The sequence below is a fragment of the Anaeromyxobacter sp. genome (assembly GCA_016718565.1).
Taxonomy (GTDB): Bacteria; Myxococcota; Myxococcia; order Myxococcales; family Anaeromyxobacteraceae; genus JADKCZ01.
In genome coordinates this window covers 113,003-128,657 of the sequence record JADKCZ010000018.1, presented here as the reverse complement: position 1 = coordinate 128,657, position 15,655 = coordinate 113,003, and the positions used below count along the sequence as shown (strand labels likewise).

The following is a 15,655-nucleotide window of genomic DNA, read 5'->3' as shown; positions in this document are numbered from 1 at the left end:
AATGTGGCACCTCACGGCGCCGCGAGGGGAGGAGCCCCGGCATGGCCACGCAGCCCATCTTCTTCGTCTGGAAGGACAGCTTCGCCCTCGGCCTCCCCGAGGTCGACGGCGAGCACCGCCAGTTCTTCGAGATCATGAACCGGTGCGCCCGGGTCGCCTCGCAGGGCGCCACGCCCACCGAGGTGCAGCTGGTCCTGCAGGAGCTGGCCACCTACGCCAGGCTCCACTTCGCCCACGAGGAGGCGGCGCTCGACCGCGTCGGCTACCCCGAGCTCGACCTGCAGCAGGCCGAGCACCGGCGCTTCTCGCGGGAGCTGGAGCGGATCCGCGCCCTGGAGGCCCCGTCCATGCTGGCGGCGCTGGCGCTCACCCGTGACTGGCTGCTGCAGCACATCATGGGCAGCGACCGCCGGTACGTGGCCTGGATCACCAAGGACCGCGTCGGCGCCTTCGCCGGCTGAGGCGGCCCCTCCCGACACCTGGCCGCTCCGCCGGCTCCAACGGGGCACCCCGACGTCCGGTGTCGCGGCGGCGCCGCGCCCCTGCTATCCGAGTGGGACCTCATCCCGCCTGCGGAGGCACCATGGCGCGCGCCATCCTCGTCGAGAAGACCGAAGCCGGGCAGCTGGTGCGCCTGGCCGACCTGCCGGACTCGGCCCTGCCGCCGGGCGCGGTCACCGTGGCGGTGGAGTGGTCCACCGTGAACTACAAGGACGGCCTGGCGCTCACCGGCAAGGCGCCGGTGCTGCGCGCCTTCCCCATGGTGCCGGGCATCGACCTGGCGGGCACGGTGGAGGCCAGCCAGGCGCCGGCCTGGCGCCCCGGCGATCGGGTGGTGCTGAACGGCTGGGGCATCGGAGAGGTGCGCTTCGGCGGCCTGGCCGAGCGGGCCCGGGTGGAGCCGGGCTGGCTGGTGCGGGTGCCGGAGGTCTTCACCACCCGGCAGGCGGCGGCCATCGGCACCGCCGGCTACACCGCCGCGCTGGCCGTGCTGGCGCTGGAGGACCACGGCCTCGCGCCGGGCGACGGGGAGGTGCTGGTGACCGGCGCGGCCGGCGGCCTGGGGAGCGTGGCGGTGGCGCTGCTGGCGCGCGGCGGCTACCGGGTGGTGGCCTCCACCGGGCGACCCGCCGAGGGCGACTACCTGAAGCGGCTGGGGGCCGCGGCGGTGGTCGATCGGGCCGAGCTCACCGGGCCGGTCAAGGCGCTCGGGCGGGAGCGCTGGGCCGGCGTGGTGGACGCGGTGGGCGGGGTGACCCTGGCCAACGCCTGCTCGCAGGTGCGGGTCGCCGGCGCGGTGGCGGCCTGCGGCAACGCCGGCGGGATGGACTTCCCGTCCTCGGTGGCGCCCTTCATCCTGCGCGGCGTCACCCTGTGCGGCATCGACAGCGTGCGCGCCCCGCTGGCCCGCCGGCAGCAGGCCTGGGCCCGGCTGGCCCGGGACCTCGACCCGGCGCTGCTCGAGGCCATGACCAGCGAGATCGGGCTCGGCGAGGCGCCGGCGGCCGCGGCCGAGATCCTGGCCGGGCGGGTGCGCGGGCGGCTGGTGGTGGACGTGCGGCGCTGACGGCTGCGGCGCCGCGCGGCCGGGCGAAGCGAGTGAGGCGCCTGGGTCTCGAACCCAGAACCAGCGGCTTAAAAGGCCGATGCTCTACCAGTTGAGCTAGCGCCTCGGGACACCCACCTCGCGGCTCGATCCGCCGGGAGGGGGGGGTGTCGCAGAAGGTGTGATAGCACGCCGCGTCCCCGGGTCCAGGGACCGGCGCCGGGCGCTGGCGTGCGCGGAAGGCTCCCCGGGGGGCCGGCGAGCCGGGTACACTGCCAGGCTCACGCCGCACCTTCCCCCTCCACGAGGAGACGACCCCATGAAGTGGATCCTGGCCCTCGCCTGCACCGCCGCCCTGGCCGCCTGTGGCGGCGACTCCAAGTCCGACTGCGAGAAGGGGTGCGAAAAGGCCGGCGCAGCCGCCTGCGTCAACGACGACCCCCAGGCCGTGTGCGTCAGCGGCTGCGAGGAGCTCCTGGCGGGCCCGACGTGCCAGGCCCAGGCCAAGGCGTTCGTCGCCTGCGCCGCCGGCGCCGGCACCTTCACCTGCGACCCGGTGGATCAGTCCTCCACCCTGGAAGGCTGCGACCAGCAGGCATCCGACTACCTCACCTGCCTCCAGCCCATGTAGCGCCGCCCGGGACCTCCGGCCAGCGGCCGGGGGTCCCGCGGTGGTCGGGCCGAGGCGGGGCCCGCAGCGGCCGATCCGGCGAAGGGAGGAGATCCCTTTCTGGCCTCTCAGCGCTGGGCCACGGCGGCCAGGTAGTCGAGCAACTTCGAGCCGACCCAGTTGGTCCCGGCCTCGGAGAGGTGCCCGTTGGGCGCGTCGGCCGACCACTCGGGGGCCAGGGCCCGCTGCCCTCCCACGGTGTAGGTCGTGCCGTCCTGGCGGGTGGACTCCACCAGGTCCACGTCGAAGACCAGGCCCGGGTAGGTGGTGCGCAGCCGCTCGCTCCACGCCATGCGGTAGCCGTTGCGGGTGGCGTCGGCCGGCTGGAGCGGGGCGGCGAAGTGGATGACGTGCAGGCCCGGGTAGTCGGCCTCCAGGGCGGCCACGGTGGACTGGTAGGTGGCGAAGAGGCGCGTCACGATGTCGGCCGTCCAGTCGTCCACCCAGCAGAACTTCACGCCGGCGTTGATGGGGCTGGCCAGGCTGACCCGCGCCAGGGCCTGGGCCGAGCCCGGCGCGCCCAGGTAGGCGCGCAGGTGCCGATCGAACTCGGCGAGCTTGTTCCCCACCGACTCGTTGGCGCCGATGACGTGGGCGTGCCAGAAGGTGCCGGCCGTGAAGCGCCCGGCGCCCGCGCCGGTGGCGGAGGAGTCCGGCGCGTCGTCGGGGACGGCGTTCAGGTTGCTCTGGTAGGGCGGGTGGACCACCCGCAGCCCCCCGCCGGCGTCGCGCACCGTCCGGTAGAGGCCGCAGGGGCTGGAGCCGGAGAAGACCATGTCGTGCACCAGCTCGTTGGTGGGCACGCCGCTCCACGCACCGCCGGTGAAGTTACAGCCGGTGCTCATGTGGTAGAAGATCCACCGCCTGGTGGCCACCAGCGCCACCTTCTGCGCCTGGGTGAGCCCGCCGGCGGGGGTCACCACCACCGTGGCCAGGCGGCTGCGCGAGGGGTCGGCCACGCTGGTGGCCCGCACGTGGTAGGTGCCCGCCGTGGCCGGCGCGGCGTAGAGCCCGGCCGCATCGACGGCGCCGCCGCCCGGGTCCGGGGCGGTCCAGGTCACCGCGGTCGACTGGCCGGCGCTGGTGTTGCTCACCGTGGCGGCGAACTGCAGGGAGCCCCCGGCAGGCACCGTGCCTGGGTCGGGGGAGACGCTCACCGAGATGACCGGCGCCGCGGTGACCGTCACCGTGGCGGCCCCGGAGGCGCTGGCGTCCGCCAGGCTGGTGGCGGTCACGGCGAAGGTCCCGGTGCCGCCGCTGGCGTGGAAGAGCCCCGAGGCCTCGATGCTGCCGCCGCCCACGCCGCCCAGGCTCCAGCGGACGTCGGTGGACTGCCCCGCGCCGGTGCCGCTGACCGTGGCGGTGAACTGGACCGCGCCGCCCTGGATGACCGAGCGGGCGTGCGGCGCGACCACCACCGACACCACCGGGGCCGGCGTCACGACCACCGTGCCGGTCCCCGAGACGGAGGGATCGCCGATGCTGGTGGCGCGGACCGTGAAGGTGCCCTGGCCGCCGCTGGCCAGGTAGAGGCCGAGCGGGTCGATGGAGCCGCCGTCGGGCTCCACCACCGACCAGTTGACGGTGGTGGTGATGCCCAGCGGGGCGTTCACCGCGGCGCTGTACCAGACCGAGCCGCCGGGGTTGGTCTCGGCCTCGGCCGGCGCCACCTTCACCGTGACGCCGCCCTCCACCGGGGTGACCTGTCCGCTGGCGCCACAGGCCGCCAGCAGCACCAGGAACCCGAGCGCCATGGCGCCGGCCACGCTGCGTTGTCTGGTCATGGTCCCCCGACCTCCACGTGGGCCTACGTGAGCCCTCACGTATCATGGCCCCGGGCGGCGCCCCAAGGCCAGTCCCGCACCCCGGGCGCGGCGCCTGCCTCCCGATGGGGTGCGCCGGGTCGTCGCCCGACGAGCGCACCGCCGGTGAGGGACGGCCGCGCCGGGGCGGCGCCGACGCGGCGCGGCCCACCCGGAGGCGCCGTGGGTGGGCCGATCCGGCGCCGCGAGCGGCGCTCCGGGCAACGCTCAGGGCGTCAGGTCGTTGGGCGTCCCGGCGGCGTAGCGGACCTGGGCCGGCAGCAGCTTGACCCGATCGGCGGCCGTCGCGCCCGTCGGGTCGAGCCAGGGCCAGGCTGCCGCGCCGAAGAAGGCCGGCTTGGCCACCAGGTAGAGCGACCGGGGGAGGTCGCGGCGGCTGGTGCCAGCGTCCCAGACCACGGCGCCGGAGACGTTGTCCCAGTTCCCGTTGCGGTAGGTGAAGCTGGCGGCCTGGCCGGAGTCCCAGACGCCGCCCGCGCCGCCGTTCCCGTTGTCGCCCAGCTTGAAGACGGGGGTGCCGCCGGCGTGCGCCGAGGGCGTGTGCTCGTAGACGGTCCCGCCCATGAGCACGTTGCCCAGGAAGGTGTGCTCCCGGCTCAGGGCGTCCACTCCGGCCGCGCGCAGGTTCTGGGTCGGCAGCCCGGTGCCGCTGCCGATGTTGTAGGGCATCGAGTTCCGGCCGGTGGCGTAGTTGCGGAAGAACAGGTGGAAGCCGGCGCTCCCGTGGGTCGAGTCCGAGCCGATGTTGGGCGTGTGGTTCCCCTCGAACAGGTCGCTGTGCGAGAAGGCCTGGTGGCAGCCGTTGATGGCGTTCTCCTGCCAGGCGGTGCCGTTGATCATGGCGTTGTCCACGTAGTTGTAGCCGACGACGTTGCCGCCGCCCGAGACGTTCATCACGATGGGCTTGTTGAGCCAGACGCAGATGTTGTTCTCGATGAGGTTCTCGGAGGAGCCGGCCTGGACGCCGATGCCGTAGGCGCCGCCGCCGTTGACGATGTTCGAGGCGTGGTGGACGTAGGAGTCGCGCACCACCGAGCGGTAGGCGTGGGACACCGACACGCTGATGCCGGTCATGCCCGGGTGGGTGGCGTCCCCGCTGATTCGCTCGCCGTCCGACTCGACGTGGCGCAGCCAGCAGTAGGCGACGTTGAACATGGAGATGTTGTTGTTGCTGCCGCCGGCCACCGCCAGCTCCTCGAACCCCGAGTGGTGCGTGCCGAGGTTGTCGGTGGTGGAGAGCGGCTTGCCCGAGACGATCTTGAACACCTGCGCCGCGCGCGCCACGGTGAAGTCGAGGTGGAGGGGGTCGCGGGTGGTGAGCAGGGTGCCGCTCTTGGCCACCACCTCCAGGGACTGGCTCACCGAGCGCCACGGCCCGGTGTTCTGGGCGTTGTGGTTCACGATCTGCAGCCAGGTGCCAGAGCCGCCCCAGGGCGTGCCGCTGGACACCGGCCCCCAGATGTCGGACTGGCCGGGCTGGCGCTTGGTGTAGTGGCCGTCACCCAGCCAGAGCGAGCCGTTCCAGAAGTGGCCATCGCCGGTGGCCACCGCCGGGCCGTCGATCTGGTCGATGAGGAGCACGTCGCCCACCGAGAAGGAGGCGGCGCTGGCCACCGTGAGGCTGCGGGAACCCTTGGGGGCGTCGGCGACCAGGTCGACGGCTGCCGCGTAGCTGTACCGCCCACCCAGGCTGACGGCCGGGGCGCCGCCTGCGCTGGACACGATGCGGGTGGCCTCGGGCCCGGCGCCGCGCACCACCACGTAGTTCTGGTTGTTCCGGACCGTGGCGCTGGTGCGGTAGACGCCAGGCGGCAGGTAGACCACCTGCGGGTTGGCGGCGCTGGCCGCCGCGCCGGCCCTGGTGATGGCGTCGTTGATGGCGTTGGTGGCGTCGGTGACGCCGTTGCCGTAGTTGGCCGCGTCGATGGTGGTGTGCACCGTGGTGTAGGTGGGGACGCCGCCCGGGATGCCGGGGTTCCAGGTGGTGTAGCGGTCGGCCGGGACCAGGCCGGCCGGATCGGTCTCGGTCGGCTGCTCCACGAACACCTGGGCCGTGGCGCTCAGCGCGGGCACCTCGACGCTGGTCGCCACCACGTGGAAGGTGCCGGTCGAGGCCGGGGCGGTGTACAGGCCGGTCCCGCTGACGCTGCCGCCGGCGGGGCTGCCCTCCAGGATCGACCAGGTGATGGCCGTCGAGACGGCGCCGACCGCCTGGGCGGCGAAGGCCACCTGCCCGTTGGTCGGGACGCTGGCGGCCGCGGGCATCACCTGCAGGTCGGCGTCGTCCCCGGAGAGGTTGGCGGCGCAGGCGCCCAGGGTCAGGAGCGCCGCGAAGGTGCAGGCCACGGTGGCGGTCAGGGAGCTTTTCACGATCATCTTGTCCTCGCTGGATCGACTCCGGACGACGCGGTATCCCGCCATCCCTCGACCCCTCAACACGGGACAATCCAGCATGCTCGGCGCAGCGAGTCAAAGGAGCGCATGTACGCCTGTCTCGCACCCTGACGGAGGGTGATGAGGCCGATCCGGCTGGTCGCGGCGCGTCGCTCAGCCGGCGCGGCGCTGGCCCGCCGCGGCTGGATCCGCGTCGACCGCGCCGTGCCTCCGGTGCCACACGGCGGCTTGGGCGGCCTCCACCCGCTTGCTGGCGGCCGCCTTGCCCATCAGCAGCGCCAGGTGCTGGTAGCGGCGCAGGAAGCGGCGGAACTCGGCGTCGCCGTAGCGGGGCAGGCGTCGCACGGCGCTCGAGAAGTAGCCCCAGAGCATGGCGACGCTGCCGATGACGATGGGGTGGAGCGGGAGGCGGTAGATGGCGCTGGCCAGGAAGAAGAGCGGCGACGAGCCCATGAAGTACTGGCCGAACCCGGTGCGCACCCGGCCGGCCCAGATGCCCCGCCCCTGGCTCGAGCCCATGGGGCGCAGGTGCAGGAACCGCAGCGCCTCGTCGCCGCAGCTCTCCACCGTCCAGCCCAGCAGGCGGGCCCGGTGGCAGTCGATGCCGTCCCACATGATCTGCCGGACGAAGCCGCCGATCTCCTGGAAGCAGGCCACCCGGTAGAACTTGGAGGCGCCCACCGACATCTCGTCGCCGATGGCCTCGGGGGTCAGCGCCCCGGTGAGCGGGTGGTGGAACCAGGGCTTCCCCGAGGTGGAGCCGAGCCGGGGGGAGCGCTCCATCCGCTCCATGAGCAGCTCGAAGTAGCGGACCGGGAGATCCAGGTCCATGTCGAGCTTGCACAGGTAGTCGTAGTCGTCGAGTCGGGCCTGCTCCAGGCCGTGGTAGAAGGCCTCGATCACGCCCGGGCCCACCGAGCGGGCGCCGCGATCGGTCCGGCGCACCACGCGCAGGTAGGGGAGCCGGCGGGCGTACTCCTCCAGGATGGCGGGCGTCTCGTCCCTGGAGCCGTCGTCCACCACGATCCAGAGCGCCGGCGGCACCGACTGGGCGGCCACGCTGTCCAGGGTGCGGCGGATGTCCCTGGCCTCGTCGCGGCAGGGGGAGACGAGCAGGTAGCGGCGGTGATCCACGGGTCAGGCCTCCGGACGGTCTGGGCGCCACTGTGCCCGGCCCCCCGGGCCGGTGTCGACTCCCAGGACCCGGTGACCGGGCGGCGGGGACGCTACCGCATGGCCTCGAAGCGCTTGCGGGCGGGGAGGACCCCGACCATGGGCCGGCGCAGCGGGTCGACGAAGGGCCAGGGCTCGTCCCCGAAGAAGGCCGGCTTGGCCGAGCGGTACAGCGAGGGCGGCAGGTCGCGCGTCAGCCGCGGGTCCCACTCGATGGCCCCGGTGACGTGGTCGAAGTTGCCGTGGCGCAGGAGCAGCCGCAGCGCCGTGCCGTCGTCGAAGGCCTCGTAGGGGCCGCCCATGGCGCTGGAGCCGACGCGGTAGACGGCGGCGGCGCCGCCGCTGGCCCTGGAGGTGCTGAGGAAGACGGCCGGGGTGCGGTTCACCACCAGGCCGGGCTGCAAGAGGACGTTGCCCACCACGGTGTGCTCCCGGTTGAAGCCGTCGATGCCGACGGCGCGCACGTTCAGGGTGCGGCGGACCGTCCCGTTCATGCCGGTGGCGTGGTTGCGGAAGAAGGTCTGCCAGCCGGCGTTGCCGTGGGTGCTGTCGGAGCCGATGTTGGGCGCCAGGTTGCCCTCGAACAGGTCGTGGTGGGAGAAGGACCCGTGGTTGGCGTCGATGGCGCTCTCCTGCCACTCCTGGTGCGAGGCGATGAAGGCGTCGTCCACGTCGTTGTAGCCCACCACGTTGCCGCCGCCCGAGCCCGCGAACACCACCGGCTTGTTGAGCATCCGGACGATGTTGTCCTCGATCAGGTTGTCCGAGCTCTGGGTGGTGACGAAGATCCCGTAGGCCCCGCCGCCCGGGTTGATGCTGCGGGCGTGGTGCAGGTAGCTGCCCCGGATCTCGCAGCGGTAGGCGTGGACCAGGGCCAGGTGGGCCCCGGAGACGCCCGGGCCGGCGCTGGGATCGCCGTCGGACTCGACGTTGCGCACCCACCCGTAGGCCACGTTCATCAGCGAGACGTTGTGGTTGTTCCCGCCGCTGAGGTGCAGGTCCTCCAGCCCCACGGAGCGGGTCCCGGGCTCGCCCGGGCGGGCCGTGGCGGTCTTGAACACCTGCGGCGAGAAGGCCGCGTCGAAGGCGATGTGGGTGGGCCCCGAGAGCAGGAGCGTGTGGCCTTGCCGGGCGGCCACCTCCACCTGCTGGCCGACCGAGCGGTACCCGCCCGGCGACGGCGGGCCGTTGGCGTCGCCGGGGCGGGGGCCGCGCTTGGCGAACACCTGGTCGCCGCGCCGGACGTAGCTCGGGTCGTCGAGCTGGTCGAGCTGCAGCACGTCGCCGGCCTGGATCCCGCTGGCGTCGGCCAGCGTGATCGACCGGGCGCCCTTGGGCACGCTGCCCACCACGTCGACCGCCGGGTGGTAGTCGGGCCAGAACACCCCCATGCGCACCGCCGACACCTCGTCGCGGGTGTCGAGCCGGACGCGGGTGGCCACCGGCCCGGCGCCCCGCAGCACCACGTGGCTCCAGCGCAGGTTGAGGCTCCCGGTGATCCGGTACTGGCCGGGCGGCAGGACCACCGCCAGCCGGCGCGCGGCGCTGGCGGCGGCGCCGGCCGACTCCAGGGCCTGGTTGATGGCCGCGGTCGCGTCGGCCTTCCCGTCGCCCCAGACGGCAGCGTCGATGGTCCGGTGCACCGCCGCGACGACCGGGATGCCCCCGGGGATCCCCGGGTTCCAGGTGGTGAGCCGGTCGGGGGGGAGGGGGGAGGAGCCGGGAGGCTGCGCCACCCCGCGCCCGGTGCAGGCCAGCGCCACCAGCGCGGCCAGGAGGGCCAGGGTGGCGGCGCGGCGCCCCATGGCCTCAGGTGGCGACGGCGGTGACGGCGGACGCCTGGGGCGCCAGCAGGCCGAAGTGCTGCTGGATCCGGCGCACGATGCGACCAGCGGCCCGGCCGTCGCCGTAGGGGTTCCGGGCGGCGGCCATGGCCTCGTAGGCGGCGGCGTCGGTGAGCAGGCGGGTGGCGGCCTCCACCACCGCGCCGGCCCTGGCGCCGGTCAGGAGCGCCGTACCGGCGGCCACCCCCTCCGGCCGCTCGGTGGTGTCGCGCATCACCAGCACCGGCTTGCCGAGCGAGGGCGCCTCCTCCTGCACGCCCCCGGAGTCGGTCAGCACGATGCGGCAGCGCGACAGCAGCGCCACGAAGGGGCGGTAGCCCTGGGGTGGGATCAGCCGCACGTTGGCCAGCCCCCCGAGCAGCCGGTTCACGTGGACGCTCACGTTGGGGTTCAGGTGCACCGGGTAGACGAAGCGGTGGCCCGGGAAGCGGCCGGCCAGCGTGGCGATGGCCTGGCAGATCTGCTCGATGCCACCGCCGAAGTTCTCGCGGCGGTGCCCGGTGACCAGCACGTAGGGGACGCGCGACCAGTCCTCGCCGAGCAGCGCGCCCAGGTCGGCGTCGATGCCGGCCCGCACCGCAGCCTCCCGCCGCTGCAGCTCGACCTCCAGGAGGAGGGCGTCGATGACCGTGTTGCCGGTCACCGTGATGGCCTCGTCGCACACTCCCTCGCGCAGCAGGGCGGTCCGCGCCGACTCGGTGGGCGCGAAGTGGAGGGACACCAGCGGCGTGGCCAGGCGTCGGTTGACCTCCTCGGGGAAGGGCGACCAGATGTCGCCGGTCCGCAGGCCGGCCTCGACGTGGCCGATGGGGATGCGCCGGTAGAAGCAGGCCAGCGCCGCCACCAGCACCGTGGTGGTGTCGCCCTGGACCAGCGCCAGGTCCGGGTGGCGCTGCTCCAGGCAGCCGTCGATCCCGTCCATGAGGCGGGCCGTCAGCTGGGCCAGCGACTGGTTGGGCCGCATCACCTCGAGGTCGGCGTCCACCGCGAAGCCGAACTGGTCGGCCACCTGGCGGAACATCTCGCGGTGCTGGCCGGTCGCCACCACCGTGCAGCGGAGGTCTGGCGCGGCATGCAGCGCCGCCACCACCGGCGCCATCTTGATGGCCTCCGGGCGGGTGCCCATGAAGACCAGGACGTTCTTGCGGCTGCTCACCGTGATCCTCCTGCTTCGTCAGGCGCCGCTGGCGGGCGCGGCGGGCCGCCCCAGGCGCCGGGCCAGGACCTGCCGCAGCGCCAGCCAGATGAACTCGCTGTTGGTCAGCAGGTAGCGCTTCCACATCTTGCGCGGCTCCATGAGGAGCCGCCAGGACCACTCCATGCCCGCCACCTGGAAGAGCCGCGGCGCGCGCCGCACGAACCCGGCCAGGACGTCGAAGCTCCCGCCCACCCCCATGACCACCGGGACGTCGAGGGCGGCGCGGTTGGCCTCGCACCAGGTCTCCTTGAACGGGCTGGGCATGCCCACGAAGAGCAGGTGCGGCGCCTGCCGCCTGATCTCCTCGACGATGGCCGGGTGATCCGCGGGGGTGAAGTAGCCATCGCGGGCGCCGGTCACCACCAGGCCAGGGTGGCGCCGGGCGCTCTGCTCGGCGAGCGCGGCCACCACCTCGGGCTTGGCCCCGAGGAAGGAGACCCGCAGGCCGTGCCGGCCGGCCTCCTCCAGGAGGCGGGCCATCAGGTCCACGCCCGCCACCCGCTCCGGGAGCGGCAGTCCGGCCAGCGCGAGGGACCAGACCACCGACATCCCGTCCGCCAGGATCAGGTCGCCCGCCAGGCAGGCCCGCCGCAGCGCCTCGTCGCGGCGCATCTGGCAGACGTGGGAGGCGTTGATGGTGATGATGGTGCGCGGGGTGCGCGGACCGGCGCACCAGGCCAGGCACTGCGCCACCGCCGACGCCATGGTGGCCCGGTCGAAGGGCAGTCCCAGCAGCTCGACTCGATCGACGGGTGCCATGTGCGGTTCACTCCCCAGGATGCGTTGCTCCTAGCCCGGATGCCGGCGCCAGTCGATTCCCCAGGACCGGTGACCCGGACCCTCGGTTCAGCGGTGCGCTGACGGTCTACCACCCGACCCGCGGCCCGTCAGGGCCACTTCGGCACGAAGACGAATGGATGCACCAGCGTGAGGTAGGCGAGGTAGGCGGCGTTGACGACGAAGAGCGCCACCATGAGCCGCCTGAAGCCCCGGCGTGGGTCGGCGTCGCGGGCGGCCAGCGCCGGGAGCCCGATGGCCGCCAGCACGATCGAATAGAGGAGGAGGGTCTTCACGGGCGGCCCCGAGGAGCCACTTCTAGCACGGGCGCCGGGTCCGGCGCGGCCCCTGCGCCGCCCCGGGGCGTCCCCGGTGTCCCCCGCCGGGCCCACCAGCGGGCGAAGTGGAGCTGGTACAGCGTGACGGCCTGCCAGTCGACGTCCACCTCGTTGGTCGACCAGCTGTCGTTGTCGGTGTAGCGGCCGTCCACCGGCGTGGCCTCGTCGCGCGGCATGGCCGGATCCCCCCAGTACCCCCAGATCGGGAGGGGCCGGGCGTGCGGGTAGGAGCGGTCGGCGGCCTCCGGCGCCGCCGCGGGGCCGCCGGCCACCAGCCCCGGGAAGAGGTGCGGCGTGGCGCCCAGGGTCGCCAGCCAGTGGTGGAAGGCGTGGCGCCGGCCCCGGCTGACGCCCTCGAGGCCGCTCAGGTAGGCGAGCTGCAGCGCGTTGCGCCCCAGCGCGTAATGGAGGTCGTCCAGGGCCTGCGCGCAGTCGGCCGCCGCCCCCTCGGGATCCGCCAGGCAGGCCCGCACGCTGAAGGCCGCGCTGCGGTGGAACGCGGCGCCGATGGAGCCCCAGTGGTAGCGCCCGCTCCACCGGAAGGGGTGCGCCGCCGCCTCGCGGCGGAGCGCGGCGGCGCGCGCGGCGAGCCGCTGCGCCAGGGCCGAGCGCAGCCCCGGGTCGCCGGCCGGGGCGCGCAGGTACAGGAGCGCGGCGAACACGTCGAAGCGGTAGGCGCTCGGGTCGCTGGAGAGGTCCGGCGGGTCCGCCTCGAAGTCCTGCCGGAACCGCGCCTCGCCGGTGGCCAGGAGCAGCCCGGCTGCGGCAAACAGCCGCGCGCCGCGGCCGGCCGCCTGGTCGCCGTCCTGCCGGTAGTTGGGGCAGGTGGGGCCGTCGCTGGCCTCGCCGGGGCGCGCCTCGAGGAAGCGATACCCGCGCCGGGCCGCGGCCAGGCAGCGCGTCGCCAGGGCGGGGTCATGGGGCCGGAGCACCTCGGCGGCGAAGGCCAGGATCCCGACCGCCCGCGCCGTGGCCAGCGAGCCGACCTCGCCGTCCCGGTAGGGCGGCATGCCCTCGGGTCGGTTGGTCCCGTAGGGCCCGTAGGCCTCCTGGCAGGTGGTGTTCCTGAAGCCCCCCGAGCCGTCCTGCACCGAGAGCAGCCAGCCCAGGCCCCAGCCCGCCTCGTCGAGCAGGTCGGGCCGGCCGTTCCCCGACTCGGGGAGGTTGGTGTCGTCGGCCACCGGGGCGAAGTCGGCGGCGGTCGAGAGCAGCCAGAAGAGCGTGCTCGCCGCGGAGGCGCTGTAGATGGTGAAGTCGCCCGCGTCGTGCCAGCCCTGCCGCACGCCAGGCGGCGCCAGGTGCGCGTCGCTGGCGTGGCTCCAGGGACCCTCGGCGTGGCGGGGCTCGATGGCGGTGAAGGCGCGCTGGAAGTAGAGCGCCCGCTGCGTCGCCCGCAGCGCGCCCTCGAAGACGTCCGGCCCCACCTGGAACGGGAAGCTGGCCAGGCCGTCGTCGAGCTCGACGCGGTAGCGCCCCGGCGCCGCCAGCGGCGTGAAGTCGCCGATCCAGGCGGTGGGCCGGTCGCCCAGGAGCGCGGTCGGGACCTCGCGGGCCGGCCCGCCGCCGCGGAGCGCCGTGCGGCCGTCCGCCAGGTCCACCACCCGGAACCCGGTGAAGGGGCGCGGCGAGGTGAAGGCCTTCGGCATGGCCGGGGCGTAGCCCACCTGCGAGGTGGCCAGGTGGTCGAAGGCGGCCTGGGGGTCGCGGCCGGCGGCTCGCTGCCGCCAGGCCGGGTAGCCTACCAAGCGCTTCGCCAGGCCCCTGGCCACGTCGAGGGGAGGGGGACCGGCCAGCGCCAGCAGGAGGCCGGCCAGGAGCGCCGCCGCACCCGCCGCGGCCCATGCCCGCCGCGCGCTCACGCCCGGACGTCGTTGCGCTGGCACCAGCGGATGAGGACGTAGACGGCCCAGACCCGCGACCAGTAGAGGCCCGACCGGCCCTCCAGGAAGCCCTGCCAGAGCCGCCGCACCGCGTCCGGGGCCAGGCCGGCCAGGCTGACCGCGCCCGGATCCCGCAGCGTCGAGTCCATGACCTGGCGGAGCCCGGCCCGGATCCAGCGGTCGAAGGGCATCACGAAGCCGCTCTTGGGCCGGTCGAAGAGGGCGGGATCCAGGCCGCGCAGGCCGATGCGGCGCAGCAGGGCCTTCTTGCCGGTCGGGGCGTACCGCGTCGCGTCCGGCATCCGGTCGACCGCCTGGAACAGCGCCTGATCCACCAGGGGAACCCGCTGCTCCAGCGAGGCGGCCATGCTGGCGACGTCGTTGTCGCGCAGCAGCCGCTCGCCCAGGAAGAGCCGCTGCTCCAGCACGCTCACGGCCGAGACCGGGCTGCGCCGGGCGGTCTCCGCCTCCAGGCGCTGGCGCATGGCGGCCGGCAGCCCGACCTCCAGCGTCTCGGTGACGCCCCGGCCGACCAGCTCGCGCTGGTAGCTGGGCAGGAACAGCGCGTAGGCGAGCTGGTAGAGGGCCACCAGGTCGTCGCCGTGCCGGACCATGTCGGGCAGCTTGGCCCAGCGGTTCTGCGGCGGGAGGGCGGCGTCGCCGCCGCGCAGCCGGGACGTGCCGAGGCGGGCGGCCGCCACCAGCAGGTCGCGCGGCAGCCAGCCGACCGCGCGCGAGGCGCGGTGCAGCCGCGGCAGGTCGCGGAAGGAGCCGTAGCCGCCGAAGAGCTCGTCGCCGCCGGTCCCGGCCAGCGCCACCGTGAACCCGGCCTGCCGGATGGCGTGGGACATGTAGAACGAGTTGAGCCCGTCGAAGGTGGGCTGGTCCAGGCTGTCCAGGGCGGCCTCGAGCTGGCCCACGAACCGCTGCTCGGTGAGCAGCACCTCCTGGTGGCGGGTGCCGATGGCCTCGGCGATGCGGCGGGCCACCGGCCCCTCGTTGAGCGCCTGCTCCTCGAAGGCCAGGGTGAAGGTGTGGACCGCGCCGCCGGTGGCGCGCTGCGCCAGGTTGGCCACCGCCGAGGAGTCGATGCCGCCCGACAGGAAGACCGCCAGCGGCACGTCGCTGGCGAGGTGCAGCCGCACGGTCTCCTCGAGCACGCCGGCCAGGCCCTCCTCGTCGAGGGGCTCCGCCGGGGCCGAGCCCGGGATGGACCAGAAGCGCTCGCGCCGCGCCTCGGCGCCCCGCCCGTCGAAGGTGAGGGCCTCGCCCGGCCAGGCCAGCTCGATCCCCTCCACCGCGGTCCCCGGCCCCACCACGAAGCCGTTCCAGGCCACCGAGGCCACCGCCCTGGGGTCGAGCCGCGGGGTGCCCAGGAGCCCGGAGGCCAGGAGCGCCCGCACCTCCGAGGCGAACGCCAGCGACCAGTCGCCGGCAGGGTCCGGGTTGCGGGCCAGGTAGAGCGGCTTGATGCCCAGGGGATCGCGGGCCACCAGCAGCTCGCGGCGCGCCGGGTCCCAGAGCGCGAAGGCGAACATCCCGCGCAGCCACCCGAGGGCCTCGTGCCCGTGGGTGGCCAGGGCGCGCAGCATGGCCGCGGTGTCACCGGTCGACCCGAAGCGCTGCCCCTCGGCCTCCAGCCGCCGGCGGATCTCGACGTAGTTGTAGATCTCCCCGTTGAGGACGATCACCTGGCCGGTGGCCGGGTCCACCATGGGCTGGGCGCCGGCCGGCGAGAGGTCCAGGATGGAGAGGCGCCGGTGCGCCAGCAGCACGCCCCAGCCGTCGGCGTCGGGCGTCGACCGCCACGCGCCCTCGGCGTCCGGGCCGCGGTGGGCCATCCTGTCGCTCATCCGCTTCAGCGCGGCGGCGTGGCGCTCGTTGACCTTCCCGACGATTCCCGCGATCCCGCACATGGGTCACCTGGCCTTGGGCGGCCAGCCTACCCAGTGCGGCCGGGGCAGTCACGCACGGTCGATCCGGCCCCACCGTCAAGTGACACGCGAGCGCGG

12 protein-coding genes and 1 tRNA gene are annotated in these 15,655 nt (G+C 74.4%); 3 read left to right on the top strand and 10 right to left on the bottom strand.

Going from position 1 to position 15,655, the window contains the following annotated elements:
- Positions 1-41 precede the first annotated feature (41 nt).
- The gene (locus IPO09_19650; GenBank protein ID MBK9519503.1) at positions 42-461 is read left to right on the top strand and encodes a hemerythrin family protein; all 420 of its coding nucleotides are present in this window, start codon (positions 42-44) and stop codon (positions 459-461) included.
- Positions 462-583: 122 nt separating this feature from the next.
- A complete protein-coding gene (locus IPO09_19645) occupies positions 584-1,567 on the top strand; it encodes an oxidoreductase (protein ID MBK9519502.1) in 984 nt (327 codons plus the stop codon).
- A 33-nt stretch (positions 1,568-1,600) separates the two neighbouring features.
- Here IPO09_19645 and IPO09_19640 read toward each other — a convergent pair.
- Positions 1,601-1,673 (bottom strand) — tRNA-Lys (locus IPO09_19640).
- A gap of 192 nt (positions 1,674-1,865) precedes the next feature.
- Between IPO09_19640 and IPO09_19635 the strand changes: the two genes are divergently transcribed.
- The gene (locus IPO09_19635) at positions 1,866-2,177 is read left to right on the top strand and encodes a hypothetical protein (protein MBK9519501.1); all 312 of its coding nucleotides are present in this window, start codon (positions 1,866-1,868) and stop codon (positions 2,175-2,177) included.
- Positions 2,178-2,284: 107 nt separating this feature from the next.
- Here IPO09_19635 and IPO09_19630 read toward each other — a convergent pair whose 3' ends face one another.
- The 9 genes from IPO09_19630 to asnB all read right to left on the bottom strand — a co-directional run bounded on the left by IPO09_19630 (position 2,285) and on the right by asnB (position 15,559).
- Entirely contained in the window at positions 2,285-4,000 is a 1,716-nt protein-coding gene (locus IPO09_19630) for an Ig-like domain-containing protein (protein MBK9519500.1), read from the bottom strand.
- A 246-nt stretch (positions 4,001-4,246) separates the two neighbouring features.
- Positions 4,247-6,415, bottom strand: coding sequence for a hypothetical protein (locus IPO09_19625; GenBank protein ID MBK9519499.1), 2,169 nt, complete (start codon positions 6,413-6,415; stop codon positions 4,247-4,249).
- Between the two features lie 171 nt (positions 6,416-6,586).
- Positions 6,587-7,567, bottom strand: a complete 981-nt coding sequence (locus IPO09_19620; GenBank protein ID MBK9519498.1) for a glycosyltransferase family 2 protein — start codon at positions 7,565-7,567, stop codon at positions 6,587-6,589.
- 92 nt (positions 7,568-7,659) lie between these two features.
- Complete coding sequence (locus tag IPO09_19615) at positions 7,660-9,411, bottom strand: hypothetical protein (protein MBK9519497.1); 1,752 nt, start codon at positions 9,409-9,411, stop codon at positions 7,660-7,662.
- A gap of 4 nt (positions 9,412-9,415) precedes the next feature.
- Positions 9,416-10,576, bottom strand: a complete 1,161-nt coding sequence (gene wecB / locus IPO09_19610; GenBank protein ID MBK9519496.1) for a UDP-N-acetylglucosamine 2-epimerase (non-hydrolyzing) — start codon at positions 10,574-10,576, stop codon at positions 9,416-9,418.
- A 48-nt stretch (positions 10,577-10,624) separates the two neighbouring features.
- Positions 10,625-11,407 carry a WecB/TagA/CpsF family glycosyltransferase gene (locus tag IPO09_19605; protein ID MBK9519495.1) on the bottom strand — a complete coding sequence of 261 codons (783 nt, stop codon included), beginning with the start codon at positions 11,405-11,407 and terminating at the stop codon, positions 10,625-10,627.
- Between the two features lie 128 nt (positions 11,408-11,535).
- Positions 11,536-11,721 (bottom strand): hypothetical protein, encoded by a 186-nt coding sequence (locus tag IPO09_19600; protein ID MBK9519494.1) that lies wholly within the window; start codon positions 11,719-11,721, stop codon positions 11,536-11,538.
- A complete protein-coding gene (locus IPO09_19595) occupies positions 11,718-13,622 on the bottom strand; it encodes a glycoside hydrolase family 9 protein (protein MBK9519493.1) in 1,905 nt (634 codons plus the stop codon). Before IPO09_19595 ends, IPO09_19600 begins: the two co-directional genes overlap by 4 nt.
- On the bottom strand, positions 13,619-15,559 hold the full coding sequence (gene asnB, locus IPO09_19590) for an asparagine synthase (glutamine-hydrolyzing) (protein MBK9519492.1): 1,941 nt from the start codon (positions 15,557-15,559) through the stop codon (positions 13,619-13,621). The genes IPO09_19595 and asnB overlap by 4 nt, the downstream gene beginning before the upstream one ends.
- Between the last annotated feature and the right edge of the window lie 96 nt (positions 15,560-15,655).